General features: G+C 60.8%; 18 protein-coding genes, 1 tRNA gene and 1 pseudogene. 10 read left to right on the top strand and 10 right to left on the bottom strand.

What is annotated here, in order from left to right; translation table 11 throughout:
• Window positions 1-13: 13 nt before the first annotated feature.
• Window positions 14-487 carry an Hsp20 family protein gene (locus KQ933_RS14405; RefSeq protein ID WP_216755516.1) on the top strand — a complete coding sequence of 158 codons (474 nt, stop codon included), beginning with the start codon at window positions 14-16 and terminating at the stop codon, window positions 485-487.
• 53 nt (window positions 488-540) lie between these two features.
• Window positions 541-789: a hypothetical protein gene (locus KQ933_RS14400; RefSeq protein ID WP_216758915.1), complete on the top strand. Its 249-nt coding sequence runs from the start codon at window positions 541-543 to the stop codon at window positions 787-789.
• A gap of 104 nt (window positions 790-893) precedes the next feature.
• On the opposite strand, the gene KQ933_RS14395 is transcribed toward KQ933_RS14400, so the two are convergent.
• Complete coding sequence (locus tag KQ933_RS14395; RefSeq protein ID WP_216755515.1) at window positions 894-1,577, bottom strand: hypothetical protein; 684 nt, start codon at window positions 1,575-1,577, stop codon at window positions 894-896.
• A 78-nt stretch (window positions 1,578-1,655) separates the two neighbouring features.
• A complete protein-coding gene (locus KQ933_RS14390) occupies window positions 1,656-1,808 on the bottom strand; it encodes a hypothetical protein (protein WP_216755514.1) in 153 nt (50 codons plus the stop codon).
• A 328-nt stretch (window positions 1,809-2,136) separates the two neighbouring features.
• Between KQ933_RS14390 and KQ933_RS14385 the strand changes: the two are divergent.
• Window positions 2,137-3,321 (top strand): annotated as a pseudogene (locus KQ933_RS14385) (succinylglutamate desuccinylase/aspartoacylase family protein).
• A gap of 162 nt (window positions 3,322-3,483) precedes the next feature.
• Window positions 3,484-4,806: a virulence-associated E family protein gene (locus KQ933_RS14380; RefSeq protein WP_216755513.1), complete on the top strand. Its 1,323-nt coding sequence runs from the start codon at window positions 3,484-3,486 to the stop codon at window positions 4,804-4,806.
• A gap of 84 nt (window positions 4,807-4,890) precedes the next feature.
• Here KQ933_RS14380 and KQ933_RS14375 read toward each other — a convergent pair whose 3' ends face one another.
• Complete coding sequence (locus KQ933_RS14375; protein ID WP_216755512.1) at window positions 4,891-5,427, bottom strand: hypothetical protein; 537 nt, start codon at window positions 5,425-5,427, stop codon at window positions 4,891-4,893.
• Between the two features lie 118 nt (window positions 5,428-5,545).
• Between KQ933_RS14375 and KQ933_RS14370 the strand changes: the two genes are divergently transcribed.
• Window positions 5,546-6,475 (top strand): LysR family transcriptional regulator, encoded by a 930-nt coding sequence (locus KQ933_RS14370; protein WP_216755511.1) that lies wholly within the window; start codon window positions 5,546-5,548, stop codon window positions 6,473-6,475.
• 978 nt (window positions 6,476-7,453) lie between these two features.
• On the opposite strand, the gene KQ933_RS14365 is transcribed toward KQ933_RS14370, so the two are convergent.
• Together KQ933_RS14365 and KQ933_RS14360 are read right to left on the bottom strand one after the other, a co-directional pair.
• On the bottom strand, window positions 7,454-7,717 hold the full coding sequence (locus KQ933_RS14365; RefSeq protein WP_216755510.1) for a DUF982 domain-containing protein: 264 nt from the start codon (window positions 7,715-7,717) through the stop codon (window positions 7,454-7,456).
• A gap of 732 nt (window positions 7,718-8,449) precedes the next feature.
• The gene (locus KQ933_RS14360) at window positions 8,450-9,391 is read right to left on the bottom strand and encodes a LysR family transcriptional regulator (protein WP_216755509.1); all 942 of its coding nucleotides are present in this window, start codon (window positions 9,389-9,391) and stop codon (window positions 8,450-8,452) included.
• Between the two features lie 114 nt (window positions 9,392-9,505).
• Between KQ933_RS14360 and KQ933_RS14355 the strand changes: the two genes are divergently transcribed.
• The 5 genes from KQ933_RS14355 (at window position 9,506) to KQ933_RS14335 (ending at window position 13,484) form a co-directional block, all read left to right on the top strand.
• On the top strand, window positions 9,506-9,985 hold the full coding sequence (locus tag KQ933_RS14355; RefSeq protein ID WP_183728060.1) for a carboxymuconolactone decarboxylase family protein: 480 nt from the start codon (window positions 9,506-9,508) through the stop codon (window positions 9,983-9,985).
• A gap of 56 nt (window positions 9,986-10,041) precedes the next feature.
• Entirely contained in the window at window positions 10,042-10,986 is a 945-nt protein-coding gene (locus tag KQ933_RS14350) for an MBL fold metallo-hydrolase (RefSeq protein ID WP_216755508.1), read from the top strand.
• Between the two features lie 161 nt (window positions 10,987-11,147).
• Window positions 11,148-11,900 carry an SDR family oxidoreductase gene (locus KQ933_RS14345; protein WP_216755507.1) on the top strand — a complete coding sequence of 251 codons (753 nt, stop codon included), beginning with the start codon at window positions 11,148-11,150 and terminating at the stop codon, window positions 11,898-11,900.
• A gap of 63 nt (window positions 11,901-11,963) precedes the next feature.
• Entirely contained in the window at window positions 11,964-12,380 is a 417-nt protein-coding gene (locus KQ933_RS14340; RefSeq protein WP_216755506.1) for a cupin domain-containing protein, read from the top strand.
• A 75-nt stretch (window positions 12,381-12,455) separates the two neighbouring features.
• Entirely contained in the window at window positions 12,456-13,484 is a 1,029-nt protein-coding gene (locus KQ933_RS14335) for a mechanosensitive ion channel family protein (protein WP_216755505.1), read from the top strand.
• Here KQ933_RS14335 and KQ933_RS14330 read toward each other — a convergent pair.
• The 5 genes from KQ933_RS14330 to xylF all read right to left on the bottom strand — a co-directional run bounded on the left by KQ933_RS14330 (window position 13,467) and on the right by xylF (window position 18,093).
• Window positions 13,467-13,955, bottom strand: coding sequence for an Rrf2 family transcriptional regulator (locus KQ933_RS14330; RefSeq protein ID WP_216755504.1), 489 nt, complete (start codon window positions 13,953-13,955; stop codon window positions 13,467-13,469). The two genes, KQ933_RS14335 and KQ933_RS14330, sit on opposite strands and share 18 nt — an antisense overlap.
• A 464-nt stretch (window positions 13,956-14,419) precedes the next feature.
• Window positions 14,420-14,496 (bottom strand) — tRNA-Arg (locus KQ933_RS14325).
• A gap of 190 nt (window positions 14,497-14,686) precedes the next feature.
• Window positions 14,687-15,469 carry an ATP-binding cassette domain-containing protein gene (locus KQ933_RS14320; RefSeq protein ID WP_216755503.1) on the bottom strand — a complete coding sequence of 261 codons (783 nt, stop codon included), beginning with the start codon at window positions 15,467-15,469 and terminating at the stop codon, window positions 14,687-14,689.
• 14 nt (window positions 15,470-15,483) lie between these two features.
• Window positions 15,484-16,794 carry a sugar ABC transporter permease gene (locus KQ933_RS14315; protein ID WP_216755502.1) on the bottom strand — a complete coding sequence of 437 codons (1,311 nt, stop codon included), beginning with the start codon at window positions 16,792-16,794 and terminating at the stop codon, window positions 15,484-15,486.
• Between the two features lie 258 nt (window positions 16,795-17,052).
• Window positions 17,053-18,093 (bottom strand): D-xylose ABC transporter substrate-binding protein, encoded by a 1,041-nt coding sequence (gene xylF, locus KQ933_RS14310; RefSeq protein WP_216755501.1) that lies wholly within the window; start codon window positions 18,091-18,093, stop codon window positions 17,053-17,055.
• Window positions 18,094-18,189 lie beyond the last annotated feature (96 nt).

Below are 18,189 nucleotides of genomic sequence, written 5' to 3'. Positions count from 1 at the left end.
GGAGGATTTGGTCATGAGAAACGAATTCGACTTCGCACCCTTCTACCGCTCGAGCATCGGCTTCGACCGTGTGTTCAACCTTCTGAACAATCCGCAGCGGCTGCAGGCCATCGACACATGGCCGCCCTACGATATCGTCAAGTCCGGCGAGAACGACTATCGCATCCAGATGGCGGTGGCAGGATTTGCCTATGGCGATCTTGATGTCACGCAGGAACGCAACGTGCTGGTCGTGAAAGGCGAGAAGAACGAGGAGAAGCAGGGCGACTATCTGCATCGCGGCATTGCCGGGCGCTCTTTCGAGCGGCGCTTCGAGCTTGCCGACCACGTTCGGGTCGAGAACGCTTCGCTGACGAACGGCCTTCTGACGATCGAGCTGAAGCGCGAAATCCCTGAAGCGATGAAACCGCGCAAGATCGCGATCGGCACCGCCGAGGGTTCCGAGGCGCCGATGCAGATGATCGAAGGCGAGAAGAACGTCGCTTAACCGGAGGGGAGGGAGGAGCCGGCGCCATCTGACGGCGCCGGCTTTTGAACGACATGAAAACGATCGATGTTCGAAAACCGCAGCCGTTCGACGCGCACGATCTTTCGGTGTGTCAGCCTGTTTTCGATATCATTGTAAAAGAGGCAGGCGTCGACAAGGCCTCGGAAGAGGCCGGGCGGATTGCCGCAATCTTGGTGGAGCTTTATCGGCAAGGCGTGCGCGATCCCGAGCATCTGCGGATCATGGTCGAAGGCGCACGGGGGCTCTTCGATCGCCAGCTGAGCGCAAACGCAGTCGCGTGACGGGCGTGGGCCAGGCGCGCAGAGCGATATCGAAGGCCGGCTTGCCCAGGTTCTGAACGAGATCGGTATGGTGTCGGCCACCGCCGCCAATTCCGATCCGTTGCTCAACCTTCGCGGTCACCCAGCATGTGATCCGCCAGCCTGTAGCAGTGGCTCGCCTGATAGGCGTTCCGGCCGCGGTTCATATGTGTCAGGTTGAATGCCCGGATCGCCTGCAGCGCGCGGGGCGTCGCCAGAAATTTGCCGATCGAGGCGAAGCTGCGCACCTTGACGCCGAAAATGTCCTCGCCTCTGGGGAAGACATAGCTGACGTCTTCCGGCCGCATGACACAGCGCTCGAGGAAATCCTCGTCGACCTGGCCCTGATCGAGCGAGCGGTCGGTGGTGAAATCGGAAAGATGCACCAGGAACAGGGCGCTGGTATCCTCACCATCAGCATAGAGCGAGAAGAGCTCCATCCAGCTCGCATTGACGCGAACGAGCGCCTTGCCGGGTGTCGACGGCAGGCAGGAAACCGACCAGTAGTGCCGCTCCGTCCGGCGCGGGATCGGGATGCAGTCTCTCCCGTAGCGCCTGAGAATGTCTAGAACCTGTTGCGCCTGCGGCCGGCGCAGCAGCTTTTCGAACCTGGCGACGTATTTGAGACGCAATTCCAGGGATTCGGAACGCTCCTCGGCGTCGCGCAGGATCGTCTCGCCCCGCATCCAGTCGCGCTGCTGCTCAAGATCGAGAAACCGGCGCAGGCCGGCAATGTTCTGGCGGCGCGCCGCGCTTACGTCATCTATCATGAAAGCAATCCCAGGCTCCGCTTCCGAACAGCGCCTCGCCTTGTCGCGGTGACTGCTCTCAATGGACATCAGCAGCTACTAATAGTCGCCGATAACGCCGCTCCCGCGAACGGGACCAATGCCCAGCGGAGTTGCGTAGGTCGTGTTGTCGCCGCCGGTGCCGGTGGTTGCGCACCCTGAAAGGGCCAGAAGCGCGACCGTTACCGCGGCCAAAAGATATTTTACAGGCATGACATTGTCCCCCTTATCCGTCACGGCGCAGGCCATCAGGGCCAGAGCACGAATATTCCCCAAACCATCGGGATCGGCAACTGTGGCGAGTACCTATTTGACGCAATTGCCTCAACGATATCGGGGGCTTGGAATAAGCCGGTTCACTCTCGGCCCGATGGGCCTCTGCGGTGGCCATCTGACCGCTCCGATCCGCCTGGACTTGCGAACTCGGCAGCGTGCCCTAATTTTCAGCAGCATACCCTGGGTTGATGTCGTGCGGAATTTCGCGATCGATGCACATGCCATTGTTCTAACTGAACTTTTCAAATCACAGAGGGGCTCCATCATGTCGGACAAATCGAAGAACGGCATCGATCGCCGTGATTTCATGATCGCATCACTGGCAACGGTCGGCGCGTCGGCTGCGCTCGCCGTCAGCGCTGATGCCGCTGATGCCGAGGACACTGCTTCCGCTCCAGCATCGGGAACGGTCTATACCGGCGATATTATCGAGGGGAAAAAGGTCGTGAGCGCGCTCGACGTCGACGACCTGGAGCCCGGGCAGAAGCACTTCCTGTATTTTCAGGGTGCGCAGATGCCGACAGGGCAATACTGGTACGTATCGGTGACGGTCGCCAAGGGGGCAAGGCCGGGCAAGCGCGGCATCCTGACCAGCGGTGTGCATGGCGATGAAATGAGCAACATTCACACGGTCCAGACCGTGATGAACCAGCTCGATCCGGCGCAGATGTCGGGCACGGTCATGGCGGTCACCGACGTGGCGCGCCTGGCCATCGAAAGCATGCAGCGCAGGTGGCCCAATCAGGGCAGGGGCCTCGATCTGATCGACATGAACAGGGAATGGCCGGGCAACGAGAACGGTCTTACCGCGCCCAGCCGACATGCCGGGCTGCTGTTCAACCGGCTGCTGCGGCCGAACGCCGACTTCGCGATCGACTTTCACACTGGAACAACCGGGTTCGAAGTCACCGCATTCAACATCGGCGGCATGGATGTGCCCGAGGTCAAAGCCATGGTGGAGCTCTATCCCGTCGGCCAGATTTTCGACAACCATGTCTATCCCGGTGTCCTGCACAACGCGTTCATGGACGTGGGCATCCCCTCCTTCACGCCGGAGATCGGCGCTGCCCGCGTTCTGGACCTCGAGATGATCTCGCTGTTCGTGGAAGGCACGATGAACGTGCTGAAGCATCACGGCATCGTGGCCGGGCCGATGGGCCGGACAGGCAAGGACGTGACTGTCTTTACCGGCAACAGCGCCTTCCCGATCCTGGCTACCCAGGGCGGGATCGTCGAGCACCTGGTCAAGCTCAACGACAAGGTCTAACCCGGACAGAAGGTAGCCGTCCAGCGCAACAGCTTCGGCGAAGTGGTCGCGGAATATACGAGCGGCGTGGCCGGAGAGATAACGGGCCAGCGCAGCGACGCAATGTCCGAGCCCGGCAACCCCCTGGTTTTCATCCTCTTCCACAAGGCAGCACTGGAGGGCGCTGAGGCCTATCCCGAGTAATCGGCCGTTTCTGGATATCGTCTGGAATCGTCGCGCAGGAGAAGATCAGTTTCCCGCGCAAGGTCGCAGAAACTGCGCCACAGTGCATCGGCGATCATGTCAACACCTCAACCGTTTCCGAATAGGTCTGGGGACACCACCCCATCCCACGCGGAAAATCTTATGCCACCTGTGACCGCACACGCGCCGCCGTGCGACTGGCTCGCCATGTTCAAGACGAGTGACAAGGGCAATCCCCTTCCGGGCCTCACACTCAACTGGACCGTGATGCTGGAGCGCCACCCCGACGCATGCGGAATGCTTGCCCTCGATGAATTCAGCGGCCGGACGATGTTGCTGCGCCGGCCGCCGTGGGATTTGCGGAAGGGCGACTGGAAGCCTCGCTCCCTCGGAAACAACGACCTTGCCGAAGCGGTGGAATGGCTGGAAGGCTTCGGCCTGACGCCGAAGGTTTTCAACATCAATCCCGTTATCGACAAGGTCGCCGGCCGGCATCCCTATCACCCCGTGAAAGACTGGCTGTCGTCGCTGCCGGCATGGGACGGAATGCGGCGGGTCGACACGTTCCTGACCTGTTATCTCGGCGCCGAGGACACGGCTCTGAATCGCGCCTTCGCGCGCAAATGGCTCTCGGCGCTTGCCAGACGCGTCTTTGAGCCCGGGTGCCAGTTCGACCACGTGCTGACCCTGCAGGGCAGGCAGGGGCTCGGAAAATCGTCGTTCGGCCGGGCGCTCGTTTCGGTCGAGGAATGGGTGACCGACGGCGTGACGGTGGGCGAAAGCGCGCGCGAAGTGATCGAGAACACCAGGGGGCGTTGGGTCGTCGAGCTCGCGGAGCTTGCCGGCCGGTCGACCCGGGAGATCGAGACGATCAGGAAGTTCATCACGGTTCGCGTCGATACCGCGCGCGGGGCGTATCAGCAGAGGGTCGACAACGTGCCGCGCCAGTTCGCCTTCTACGCCACGACGAATGCCGACGAATTCCTGACGGACACGGCGGGCAACCGCCGCTGGTGGCCGGTCAGGCCCAAGGCGATCGATATGGCGGCAATCCGGGCCGATCGCGCGCAGGTCTGGGCCGAAGTCATGACGATCTACGAGCGCGAGCCGCTATGGCTCGACGACCCGGCATTGGAGGCCGACCTCGAAGCCCTGCACCAGGCCGTGATGGATTTCGGCCCCACCTACGAGATCATCCGCGACCTGATCCCTGACGGCGACATGATGGTGCCGTGCGCGGATATACGCAAGCTCTTGACCGGCGGAAGCGAGGATGCCAGCCGCCTTCCCACCGGCTGGCGCGGCAACCTGCAGAGGGCGCTTGCCGGGCTGGGGTTCGAACCTCAGTCGACGGTATCCAGTCGCGGGCGCGAGGCTGTGCGCGTCTATGTTCGCGGCGACGTGAGCGGCAGGCCCTGGGGGAGATGGGTGGATGGACGCATCGAGTTCGAGGCCGGCGCGCGAGGGCGGAAACGGAGCTTCTAAGGGCGTGGGTGCATTGTTCTGAGACGCCGGGCCTTTGCCGGTTTTTCCGTGCGGACCGACCTGGAGAGTTGCTACTGCCGCCGCTTACCTCGCCAGTGCCCGGCGGGCGATGCTTGCTGCGAAAAGCGGCGTCTCGCGGCTGTTGTGGTCTGCACCCGCTGCCTGTCGCGCCGCTGCGGCGTCCTCGAATTTGATGGTGTGTTCTTCAATGAACGTCATGAAGGCATCCGTTGGATGGGCGGTGACGCGGTTGGTGTAACGGGTGCTGGCGTCGTCGATTTTCTCGGCGATCAGCTCCCAGACGACATTGACCTTTGTGCGGCCGTTTGCGGTGAAGACATCCGAGATCGAATTCATTCGGCAATAGGCGGCCTCGGCGACCTCGGCGACATAGTGCTGGACGACGAGGCCGGAACCGATCTGCTCGACATTGATCGACATGCGGCGCCCGTCATCGGTCCAGGTGACGCCGGCGGCGATATGATCCGGCGGGCAGCAACGCAGATATTCAGCTTCGGGCAGATTGAAGAGCCAGTCCGCAATATCGATCTTCTCGATCGGAACGTCGATTTTCGCGGAATAGGCGGACTGGGAGAGAATCGTATCGAGGACCTTGACCATGGTATTGTTCCTTCTGTTGAGTGAGCGGGAAACGCCCGTTGACGAGAAGGAATGTGCCCCGATGCCGGCAGATGATAACGATCTGAATGCTCGAAACCATTTTGCGCGGTAGGCAAAGATGAAGGATCCGCGATTCGCCGAACATCTTGCCGTTTATGTCGACGTGGTGCGCGCGGGCAGCTTCTCGGCCGCCTCCCGGCGCCGTGCAGTCACCCCTTCGGCCATCGTTCGGCAGATCGATGCGCTGGAACGGGACCTTGGCGTCACGCTGCTGGTGCGCTCGACACGGGCACTGGCCGTGACGGATGCCGGCCATCGCCTCTTTGATCGCGCCCGGCGTCTGCTCGATGACCTCGCCGACACACATGCCGAGGTGGCCTCCTTTGACGATGCGGTGAGCGGCACGCTGCGCATCGCGTGTTTCCCGACTTTCGGTAAACGCTATGTCATCCCGGTCCTGGCGTCGCTCGCGCGTGCGCATCCCGACCTGCATGTCGAACTGGATCTCACCGAACGGCTTGCCGATCCGGTCGCGGAGCGGCTCGACCTCGTCATCAGGATGGGGACGCTGCAGGACAGTTCGCTGATCGCGACGAAACTTGCCCCGCTCAACCGCATCTTGGTGGCAAGTCCGGCCTATCTCGACGGCAACCGGGCGCCGGCGAGCGTTGAAGAGCTGCGCCACCATCGCCTGCTCGACAAGCTGCACGGCAACGATCTGCTTGGCTGGGCGGATATCTTTGGCAGACCGGCGGGAGCGGCATGCGAGCGGGTCGCGTTTCGATCCGACGACTTCGAGGCACTGAACGGCGCAGCCATATCCGGGATCGGCATCGCCTTGCTGCCGAGCTGGGTTTCGGGAACGGCGGTGCAGTCAGGCGATCTCGTGCGGCTGCCCATCGATGGCGAGCCCTGGAACGACCATCCCTCCGGCATTTACCTCCTGCGGGCGCTCCAGGTTCCCTCCGCGAAGATCAGGGCCTTCTCGGAGGCATTGAAGACCCATATCGGAACCCCGGCGCGCTGGGAGCAGGTTGCTGGGCCGTAGGGGTCAATGGAACCTGTGCCGATGCCGTGGAGAGAGGGCGGTCATGGATGGACGCATCGGGTTCGAGCCCAGCCCGTGAGGGCGGGAATGGAGCATTCAGCTGGAGCGTGTGGGTGTCCTTGCAGGCCGACCTGCAGAATTGCTTACTGCGCTTACGACTGCTTACATGAACTTTGTAAGCGAATTTCCGTAATGCTTTCAGATATTTATTGCCCCGCTTACAGATTTACGGAGAGAATGGCAAACTCAGGTGAGAGAAATTGTCTTGCAGGGGCATTCTCGTGAGAGTGGAAACAGGCTGTAATTTCGTAAGTCTGTAAGCGCGATGATTAAGCATTTGATTCTTTTCATGAAACGCGCTTACAAAGTTTACAGGAAAATACGACCTCTTACAAAGTTCGGCCGTCACGCCGCCGTCGCCGCGAAAGACGCTCAGCCCTGGGCGAGATGGGGCGGTGGCCGCATCGAGTTTGAGCACGGCCGGCGAAGACGGGACGCGAGTTTCTAAAGCGCTCTGCGAGTGAAGCGCCGCCCTTCGGGGCAGAATGACCCGATCGCCGTTTCAAATCTTCATGAGAAGTGGACATGCGCCGTAATCTCGTAGTTCGGTAATTTTCCGCTAAGATGCTGAATTGATTGCATGAACCGCATTACGCCGGCAAATACGGTGATTACACAAGTGGAGATCGCCGCATTCCCTTGAAAGCAAGGCCGGCAAGGGGCGGTTTAGCGCTCGGTTGGTTCGGGGCTCGCGGCTACTCTATACAAAGGCGAGCCCCCCTGCTCGGGTCCACCGACACGCATCAGGCGATAGAAAAAATCACGACGAGCTATGACTGTCGCGTGAAAAGAACGTGACGCCAGTTTGCGTAGAAATGGTGATAGCATACAACTTTCCGACGATCTCAGGCGCAGAGGGCAGCAAAGGCCGGCTCCTCGCACTGGCCGAGCCTGCCTGTTCGGCCAGGAACAGACTGCTCAGTGAAGCACGGCGATGGCAGTAATCCCGGCCTCGGCAGCAGCGCGAATGATCGCCGCTCTCAATTCCCAGGGTTCAGCGGTGCCCTGCACGACATCAAGACAGACCTTGATCGCCGCAAGAAATTCCTCCCCGTCATCTGAGGGGAAATCCTTCATGAGCGCATTGGCCGCTCCAATCGCCGTGCGGACGGACAGGAGCCTATCCGGATCGTGAAACATCAGGATCACAGGATCGAATTCGATTGGGGTGTCCCATTCCATGACACAATACTCCAGATGGGATGGCTTGATGTTAACGATGCAAGGGGTGTGCCAGGGGAGGTGGGGGACTGATTGAGCCCTAACCCCCACTAAAGTCGGCTGTGCGGTCCGCCTGCATCAATCGCTCCGCGCCAGTCGTCTTCCGTTCGGTTTGTGATCGTCCGGCTCCTCGCTCTCCGTTGACACTGCAGAGTACGCCATGAATTCTATGTTTCGAGCCATTGCTGCAGGGTGACCGTGATGAGCGGAGTTCGGACACTTATGATCGCTGGCCTGGTTATCGGATTGGAAATCCTGGCTTCATCGTGCACAACGCACCGAAGCTCGAATAGCGCCGATTTCCAGTATCAGCCCGGGCATTCGAGGAACCCGGCGTGCAGCCAAGGCTTCAGGCCGACCAACGCGTTGTCCTGCCGGTATTGAGCTCCGGCATAGTAAAGTGGCCTGAGCGGCATTCTCACGAAAGTAAGGCCGGCAACGGGCGGTGACCCGTCTGGAGCTGACCTTGGGCGCGACAGGTTCTGCATGGCTCGTCAGGCCTGGGCTGGTCAGGAGAAGGACAGTTCAGCAATCCCAGCCTTGGCTGCAGCGAAGGGGGGCTTTGCATTTAGGTATCTCCTCCATAGCTCTCCGGGGCCCTCCTTATTGTACAGATGACTGAACTGGGTATCAGAATAACGTAACATCACAGCGCAGCCTGATGCACCGTTGATCCGCCGGATCGTCAGCGTCTTATGCTTTCCCCGCAAGGCAGGATTCATCTGGTCCCGAAGCGGATGATGAAGCCATAAACGGATCTTCCCGCATCGCCGCAACGAGATATTCGATGATGGTTCTTACACGAAGCGGCATGTTGCGCCGCGAGGAGTAGACCAGGTTGATCGGCAGGCGTGCCGGCAGGAAGTCGGGCACCAGATTGATCAATCGCCCGGCGCCGATATCGGGTGCCGCCAGAATGTGGGTGAGGATCGCGATGCCGGCTCCGGCAAGCACGGCGCGGTGCACGGCAACGGCATTATCCAAGACGAGACGCGGCGCGATCCGCACCGCGACTTCATCGGCCCCGTTGGAAAACTGCCAGGAACGACCGCTGCCGCCGCGGCTATAGCAGATACAGTCATGGCGGCTCAGATCCTCGAGGATTCTCGGCATACTTCGTTTTTCCAGATAGCTTGGAGATGCGACGAGAAAGGCCGTCGTCCAGCCGATCCTGCGGCATATCAGGCTGGAATCGGCAACAGCGCCGAGGCGCACTTCGAGGTCGATGCCTTCTCCAATCAGATCGGATGGCTCTTCGCGAAACAACAGTTCAACGAAAAGTTCCGGGTGGCGGTCGAGAAGAGTTGCGAACCGGTCGCTCATGTAAAGCCCCAACGGTGCCGGCAGGGAGAGGCGTACCCTGCCAGATGCGGTTCCCTCCGGACCGGCAGACTCGCCGAGTGCTTCAACCGCTTCGATAACCCTGAGCGCCATCGGGATCATCCGTTCGCCTTCGGACGTGAGTGCCAATGCCGTGGTCGAGCGATGCAGAAGACGTGTGTCGAGCTGGGCCTCCAGCGCCGAAACCTGCCGGGAAACCGCGGGCTGCGTCAGCTTGAGATCGATTGCGGCCGCTGAAAACGAGCCCGCCTCGGCAACCCGCAGGAATGTTCGTAACGCGCAAACGATGTCCATAACCGTCCCCTTCGTTCTCGACATAACACTTGGGTCGAAAGGTCTTTACGCCCGATGCATTACAGATATTATTTATCCTTAAGGATGTCAAATATCCTTAATTGGAGAGAGACCATGACCCTGCGTCTGAACTACGCCCAGAAATCGCCGGAGCTCCTGAAGAAGCTTTCGGACCTCAGCATGGCCCTGAAGGACAGCGCCATTGAGCAGAAGATCGAAGATCTCGTGCAAATCCGCGCATCGCAGATGAACGGCTGCGCCTTCTGCCTGGACATGCATGTCAAGGAAGCCAAGATCCATGGCGAGACCGAACTCAGGCTCTATCACGTTGCCATCTGGCGTGAATCGAACCTTTTCATCCCACGTGAACGCGCGGCCCTCGCCTGGACCGAAGCTGTGACGAAGCTGCCGGAAGGCGGCATTCCGGATGAGCTCTACGAGCGTGTGCGCGGCCAGTTTTCCGAGAAGGAAATTTCAGACCTGACCTTTTCGATCATGGTCATCAACGCCTGGAACCGCGCCAGCATCGCCTTCAAGACCGTGCCTGGCTCGGCCGACAAGCTCTACGGCCTCGACAAGGCCGGTCTTAACTAGCTCTTCCCCCTGATGGACCATCGGACGACGCACGCCGCAAAGGCGGACGCGAATGAATGCATCTTTTGAAACAGGAGACAGATATGAACCTAAACAACACCCTGGCCCCCGGCGGGTCACGCTCCGAAGAGTTGGTTCCCTCGCGCTATGCGGTGCGGGTGGGCGAGATCGATGTGCTGGTGATCAGCGATGGCGTGCTACCGCTCCCAACCAAGATGTTGGGGCACAATGCCGACCCGACTGAGCGCGCGGCGTGGCTGAACGGCATGTTCCTGCCGCCGGACGCTTTCGACTGGGCGTTGAACGTGGTCGTGGTGCGCAGCGGCGAGCAGACCATTCTCATCGACGCCGGCCTGGGATTGGACCCGGAGTTGAACTTGCCGCGGGCCGGGCAATTGATCAAGCGACTGGAGGCGGCCGGCATCGATCTTGGATCCGTAACTGACGTGGTCCTCACCCACATGCATATGGACCACGTTGGCGGGCTGCTCGTCGACGGAGTGAAGGAGCGGTTGCGTCCAGACCTGCGGATCCATGTGGCGGCGGCCGAGGTCAAATTCTGGGAGGCGCCCGATTTCTCTCACGTGTCCATGCCGCCCGGCTTCCCGGACGCGCTTCGAGCGGCCGCCAAGCAGTTCAGAAAAGTATACGAGAGTCAGCTGCAATTGTTCGATGAACAGTACGAGGTGGCGCCGGGGGTGGTCGTCTCCCGAACCGGCGGTCACACCCCCGGGCACAGCGTGGTCCGCGTGGCATCAGGCAAAGACCGGTTGATGTTCGCCGGCGATGCGGTGTTCGCGGTCGGCTTCGATCACCCCGACTGGTTCAACGGCTTCGAGCACGACCCGGAAGAGGCTGCCCTCGTCCGCGTTCGTCTTTTGCGGGAGCTGGCGGAGACCGGCGAACTTCTGGTGGCCACTCATATGCCGTTCCCCTCGGTTGGCCACGTGGCAGCCGACGGCGACCACTTCCGTTGGGTGCCGGTCTTCTGGGACTACTAACCGCCTGATTGCCAGAGGCGAGCCGGTCACAGCCTTCGGGGCCACGCGCAGGCTCAGCCGATTGGATCCCCGGCGCCAGTAGGGCCGGCCAGACACTCGACCAACCATTCAGCAACGAATGAACAACGCGGTGCGCGAAGCAGCCGCAAATGGAGAAATTCATGAAAATTGTCATCATCGGTGGAACCGGCCTTATCGGTTCAAAGACGGCCGAGCGCCTTCGCAGGCAAGGCCATGAAGTCATTGCCGCCGCCCCGAACACCGGCGTCAACACGATCACCGGCGAGGGTCTCGCCGAGACGCTTGCTGGTGCCTCCGTCGTCATCGACCTCGCAAACTCACCCTCCTTCGAGGACAAAGCCGTGCTCGATTTTTTCGAGATATCGGGTCGTAATCTGATGGCGGCGGAAAAGGCCGCCAACGTGAAACATCATATCGCCCTTTCCATCATCGGCGTCGATCGGCTGCCCGAGAGCGGCTACATGCGTGCCAAGGTCGCCCAGGAAAAGATCATTCGGGGGGCCGGTATTCCCTATACAATCGTCCACTCGACGCAGTTCATGGAATTCCTCGGCGGTATCGCCCAGTCCGGCACGATCGGAAACACCGTGCGTCTATCGCCGGCCTATGTGCAGCCGATCGCCTCTGACGATGTCGCCGACAACGTGGCCGCCGCTGCGACTGCGGCGCCGATCAACGGCGTCATCGAGATCTCCGGTCCGGAACGTGTCAGGCTCAACGAACTCGTTGCCCGTTATCTGAAGGCTATGGGTGATGGGCGCGAAGTCGAGGCGGATACGGAGGCGCGATATTTCGGCGCCCGGCTGGAGGATGGCTCACTCGTTTCCGACAACAATCCGCGCCTCGGCCACATCACCTTCGAGCAATGGTTCGCAACCTCTGCCCGCAGATGATCGGATATCGGTGCGCCGCCACATGCTCCGCGCCGTCCCACTCTCAAGAAAAGGAATTTCGAGATGATCAAGCCAATTCTCGCCCTTGCCATGACTGCTCTCTTGTCCGCGACGGCCGCTGCCAATGATGCCGGCGAAAAAGATGCCAAGGTCACTCTTGTCTACGAGCACGAGTTGCCGAACGTTCCCGGCAAAAGCATGAAAGGTGTTTTGGTCGAATATGGTCCGGGCGGCTTCTCCGAGGGCCACACACACCCATCGTCCGCCTTCATCTACGCGACAGTCCTCGAAGGAGCGATACGCAGTCAGGTCAACGATGGCCCTGTGAAGGTCTACAAGGCCGGCGAGAGCTTTTCGGAACTGCCGGGCGATCGCCACGGCGTCAGTGAGAATGCAAGTAAGACCGAGCCCGCGAAGCTGCTCGCGGTCTTCGTGGTCGATACTGCCCAGCAGGAACTGACGTTTCCGATCAAAAAATAGATGAACAGGCCGGGCGCCCGATCCGGTGCACGGCCGTTCTTCGATGCGATCAACCGTTATCGGTGATTCCTAACCATGTTTGGCGATGACCACTTCTTGCCGTTCCTTCTGATCAACATCCTGGGGATTGCCGGTATCGTCGTATGGCACTCACAGGGCAGGAACCGTCCGACAGGACGCCTGATCGCCCAGATCCTGTTCTTCACCGGCATGAGCCTCGTGCTCTACATGGGGGGCATCGCTCCGCATCAGCCCGACGACGTCTACACGGAGGGTTTTGTCGCGCTGCTCTCCAAATCGGCCAGAATTCTCTGGTGGACCCATCTCGCTTGGACGATCATCGGCTTCCTCCATCTCTATGTCCGACTCAATCGTAAGCCGCGGGAAGCCCACCTCATCATGGATATGGCTGTAGCCGTCGTCTATGTCGGCATGGCGCTGTCGGTCACGGGCTTCGTTTTCGGTATGCCGATCGCTACATTGGTGACGACCTCCGGCATCGTTGCCGTCATCCTGGGTCTGGCTTTACAGAACACGCTCGGCGACGTCTTTTCCGGCATCGCACTGACGCTCGGCAAGGCCTATGCCATTGGCGATTGGGTCCAATTGAACGACGGCACCGCGGGTCGTGTCACCGAGACTAACTGGCGCTCCACCAACCTGCTGACCGGCGCCAACAACATTGTCGTGCTGCCAAACAGTATGCTGGCGAGGCAAGGCCTGACCAGCCTCAGCCGCCCCGACGAGACGCATCAGATCGTGTTAACCGTGCGCTTTGCCGCTGGGCAAAGGCCAAGCTTTGTCGAGGAAGCCATGCGGTCCGTGCTTCAGGCTAGTAGCCGTATTGTCAAGGATCCGCCACCGGCCGTCGCCCTGAAGACCATCGACGCGATTGCGATCGAACTGGAGTTGCAGTTCCGCGTCCCCAGTCTCGCCATAGGAATGTCAGCCAGGAACGAGATCATCGATCTCATCCATGATCAATGCGGGGCAAGCGGTCTTTCGCTGGCTGTGCCTGCCGAAAGCCTCGTGCATGTGCCGGCAACAACCCGCGGCGGGTCTTTCGCTCCGAGTACTGGAGCGCGCTCATCCAGCGCGCTTTAGAACCCACTCGAAGGTATCCTTCCAGATGGCTGGAGGCGTTTCTTGCGACAGTATTTCTCCAAGATCCGCCAGCGTGACGCCGCGCAGTTTCTGGCGCCAGGCTTCGTCGGCTTCCCACATGATGCGAGCCACGGCGCAGGGGCTGCTGTCGCAATAGCCCTTCGGGCGGCAGGGGTTGTTGGCGCGGATGTTGGCGCAGACAAAGGTCCGCGCTTTGCCTTCCACCGCCTCCGCGATATCGAGAAAGGTCAATTCCGCCGGCGGTCTTGCGAGGCGATAGCCACCGGATGGGCCGAGGGTCGAATGAACGAGCCCTGCCTGAGACAGGCTCTGCAGTGCCTTGGATAGGTATTCCTTCGGAAGCCCGTGCAATTCTGCCAGCGCCTTGGTCGACAGATAGCGCCCATCGGGCAGGCCAGCGAGAATGGCGCAGCAATGAAGCACCCACTCGACTTGGCTCTTTAAAATCATTGATGCGTTCCGGCGTGGATAAAATCAGCAGATATTATGGATATAAAATATCCCTAAATTTGTCGCATGTAAACATGGGAGGTGGAGCCCTCCGGCTCAGGACATCTCAGCGACCAAGGCCCTATTGGATCCGCAGACCGCCGATCGTTGCGGTGTTACGCAGTCCGCTCACTGCCGCTTGCGCAAGGAGTTCGGCGGTCCGGAGAGCGATCGAGCGAGGCGTCTGCAGGGTTCGATGAGGCAAAATGAGCGCGACGCAACCCGATGTACCGCTGGATGGCAAAGCCGAATTCGCAATCAGGGCAGCATGGTACGATTCAAAGCGTGGTGGCAGGCAGCCTGCACACTCACGCGGCAATCTCGGCGTCAACAAGCTGGGCACTGACAGTGACGGACCCGGCGCAAAGGTGTTACCTATGTCTCAGGAAACCGTAACCTATGTGTCCGGGTCGGACATCTAAAAATGGCGCACCCGACAGGATTCGAACCTGTGACCTTTGGAATCGGAATCCAACACTCTATCCAGCTGAGCTACGGGTGCATGCCTGACGATGTGACTCGTCGTCCGATGTCGTGGTTCTTAGCCTAGCTTTGGCTCTGCTTCAATCGCGAAGTTTACGGAATTTCTGTGGCTTGGCTTTTAAGGTGAGATTGGCCGGGCGCTGTTGCCGAAATGAAAACTCCGCCGGCCCCTTCGGGCGGCGGAGTTTGTTTGTCGAGCTATCGATCGATCACATCTGCATGGCGCCGGGGCCGGGGATGGCCTTGGGCGGCACCTTGCCGAGGATGATCATGCCGAGGACTTCGTCCTTGGTGACATCCTCGGTGCGGGCGTGGCCGACGACCTGGCCGTTTTTCATGACCGAGACGCGGTCCGCGAGGTCGAAGACGTCGTGGATGTCGTGGCTGATCAAGAAGATGCCGATGCCTTCCTTTTTCAGCTGCTTGATGAGTTCTCCGACCTGCGCCGTTTCCTGGGGACCAAGGGCTGCCGTCGGCTCGTCCATGATGAGGATGCGGGCGTTGAACAGGATGGCACGGGCGATCGCCACGGACTGGCGCTGGCCGCCGGATAGCGCCTTGACCGGCTCCTTGAAGCGCTTGAAGTTGGGGTTGAGGCGGCCCATCACCTCGCGGGCGGAATGTTCCATCGCGACGTCGTCGAGCGTGCCCCAGCGGGTCTTCAGCTCGCGGCCGAGATAGAGGTTGGCGGCGGCGTCGACATTGTCGGCGACGGCGAGCGTCTGGTAGATCGTCTCGATGCCGAACTTCTTGGCATCGCGCGGATTGCGGATATCGGCCGGTTCGCCATTGATCAGGATCTCGCCCGAATCACGCTTGTAGGCGCCGGAGAGGATCTTGATCAGCGTCGACTTGCCGGCGCCGTTATGGCCGAGAAGGGCCACGACCTCGCCGGGATAGAGATCGACCGAGGCATTGTCGACCGCGTGAATGCCGCCGAAGGAGATCGAGATATTCTTCAGCTCGACGAGGGGAGTGCGTTGTTCAGCCATGGTTCGTACTCCTCTTACTTCGCACGGGAGCGATAGACAGTGTCGAGCCAGACGGCAATGACGAGCACCGCGCCGACGACGACGTTCTGGATGGGTGTGTCGACATTGGCGAGACCCATGCCCGACTGCAGCGACTGCATGACGAGCGCGCCGAGCATGGCGCCGGCAATCGTGCCGGTGCCGCCTGCCAGAGACGTGCCGCCGATGACGGCTGCTGCGATCGTGTAGAGCTCGTAGGTCGTGCCCTGCGAGTTGGCGGCGGCGTTGAGGCGCGCCGTAGAGATCGCGGCGGCGACGGCTGCGAGGAAGCCCATCAGCGCGAAGATGCGCACCGTGACCCAGCGGGTCTTGATGCCGGCGAGTTCGGCCGCTTCCGGGTTGCCGCCGATCGCGAAGACATAGCGGCCGAAGCGCAGGCGGGTGGCGATGAAGGTCATGACGATGCCGACGAGGACGGCGATCAGCACGGGTACGGCGATGCCGTAGGGGATCATCAGGCCGGTTTCCGGCACGGTGATGTTGTTGGCTTCGGCATAGCGCTTGGCGATTGCCGGCGGCCAGTAATAGATCGTCGACACCCAGATGGCGCCGAGCACCAGGGCACAGCCGAGAACGCCGAGGACATATTCGGCCCAGAGCGGACGGCGCGGGAAGTTGAAGCGCCGGCGCTGATGGCGCGAGCCGATGATCGAGACGACGATCAGCACGCAGGCGACCGCGCCGATGATCCAGCTCCAGGTGGCACCGATTGCGCCTTCGGCGCCGCCGCCCATGATGCGGAAGGTGGTGTCCAGCGGCGCGACGGTCTGGCCGCTCGTGACATACCAGGCAAGGCCGCGCCAGGCGAGGAAGCCGCCCAGCGTGACGATGAAGGAGGGCACACCCATGAAGGCGATGATGACACCCTGGAGCAGGCCGATGGCCGAGCCGACGAGGAGGCCTGATATCAGCGTGATCACCCAGGTGAAGGAATTGTCGAAGCCCAGATATTGCGGCAGGAACTTCGCTTGGACCACGCCCATGATCATGGCGACGAAGCCAAGGATCGAGCCGATCGACAGGTCGATGTTGCGGGTGACGATGACCAGCACCATGCCGGTCGCCAGCACCGCGATTTCCGTCGTCTGGACCGAGAGGTTCCAGAGGTTTCGGGGCGTGAGGAACAGGCCGCCGGTATAGAAGTGGAAGCCGATCCAGATGACCAGCAGCGCGGCGATCATGCCGAGAAGCCGGGTATCTATTTCCGTCGCCCTGAGGAAGCGCGTGAAGGGGCCTTCAACTGCCGTGCGCGGGCCTGAGGATGTCGATTGGGTGATGTCTGCCATGGGTTTGCCGTTTCCCCCATTTGTTTGGGCGCGGGCCGCTTCCGGATGGAATGCCGGCCGACGATCGCCCTGTTCTTGATGTGACCACCGGGACGCTTCCGAAAATAGCCGATCACAACGGCACCATTCTGGCAGGGAATCAAAGCATCCGCGATGCGCGCGAGAACGGAGAAGCGCCACTGAGCGGGCTTCATCCGCATCCGGCGCCGCAGCGGAGGGCCGCTGCGGCGCCGGTATTTTCAAATCAGCCGGCGAGGGTTAGTTGCAAGCCTTGACGGTGCCTGCCTTGACGCCCTGGCAGGCTTCGGCCTTGGAGATCCAGCCAGCGTCGATGACGACGTTCAGGTTGTCCTTGGTGATGGCGAGCGGGGTCAGGAAGATGGACTGCATCTTCACCTTCTTCGGGCCGCCTTCGAAGGTCTGAACGCCTGCGACCTTGTCCATGGTCGTGCCGCCGGCGAGATCGAGAGCGATTTCAGCGGCGCGCTTGCCGAGTTCACGGCTGTCCTTCCAGACGGAAACCGTCTGCGTGCCCAAAGCGATGCGGTTGAGAGCAGCCTTGTCGGCGTCCTGACCGGAAACCGGAACGGAACCGGCCATGCCCTGCGCATCGAGAGCGGCGACGGCGCCACCGGCGGTGCCGTCGTTCGAAGCAACGACAGCGTCAACCTTGTTGTTGTTGGCGGTCAGGAACTGCTCCATGTTGCGCTGGGCGTTCTGCGGCAGCCAGCCATCGGTATAGGCTTCGCCGACATTCTTGATCTTGCCGGCGTCGATGGCAGGCTTGAGGACTTCCATCTGGCCTGCGAACAGGAAGTCGGCGTTCGGGTCGGAAGACGAGCCCTTGATGAAGACGTAGTTGCCTTCCGGCTTTGCCTTGAAGACTTCCTGCGCCTGCAGGCGACCGACTTCCTTGTTGTCGAAGGTGATGTAGAAGGCAGCCGGGTTTTCGATCAGGCGGTCGTAACCAACGACCGGGATGCCTTCGCTGGCGGCCTTTTCGACGGCCGGGCCGATGGCGTCGGAGTCCTGGGCGAGAATGATGAGAGCGTTTGCGCCCTGCGAGATCAGCGACTCGACGTCGGTGAGCTGCTTTGCAGCCGAAGACTGGGCATCAGCGGAAATGTACTTTGCGCCCTTGGCTTCCAGTGCCTTCTTGATGGCGGCTTCGTCGGTCTTCCAACGCTCTTCCTGGAAGTTCGACCAGGAAACGCCAACGACGAGGTCGGCAGCCATGGCCGCCGTATGCATGGAAACGAGGATGGCCGCCCCGGCCATCAGCTTGTAAATAGACTTCATATTCGTCCTCCCGAGTGAATTGCAGCCGGCCCGGCCTCAGCCTCCTCCGGCCACCGCGAAAGCCTGCCCAGAAAGGTTTGGATTATTTTCTCGACA

The organism is Rhizobium sp. WYJ-E13, assembly GCF_018987265.1.
Classification (GTDB): domain Bacteria; phylum Pseudomonadota; class Alphaproteobacteria; order Rhizobiales; family Rhizobiaceae; genus Rhizobium.
This window is presented reverse-complemented; position numbering and strand designations above follow the sequence as displayed.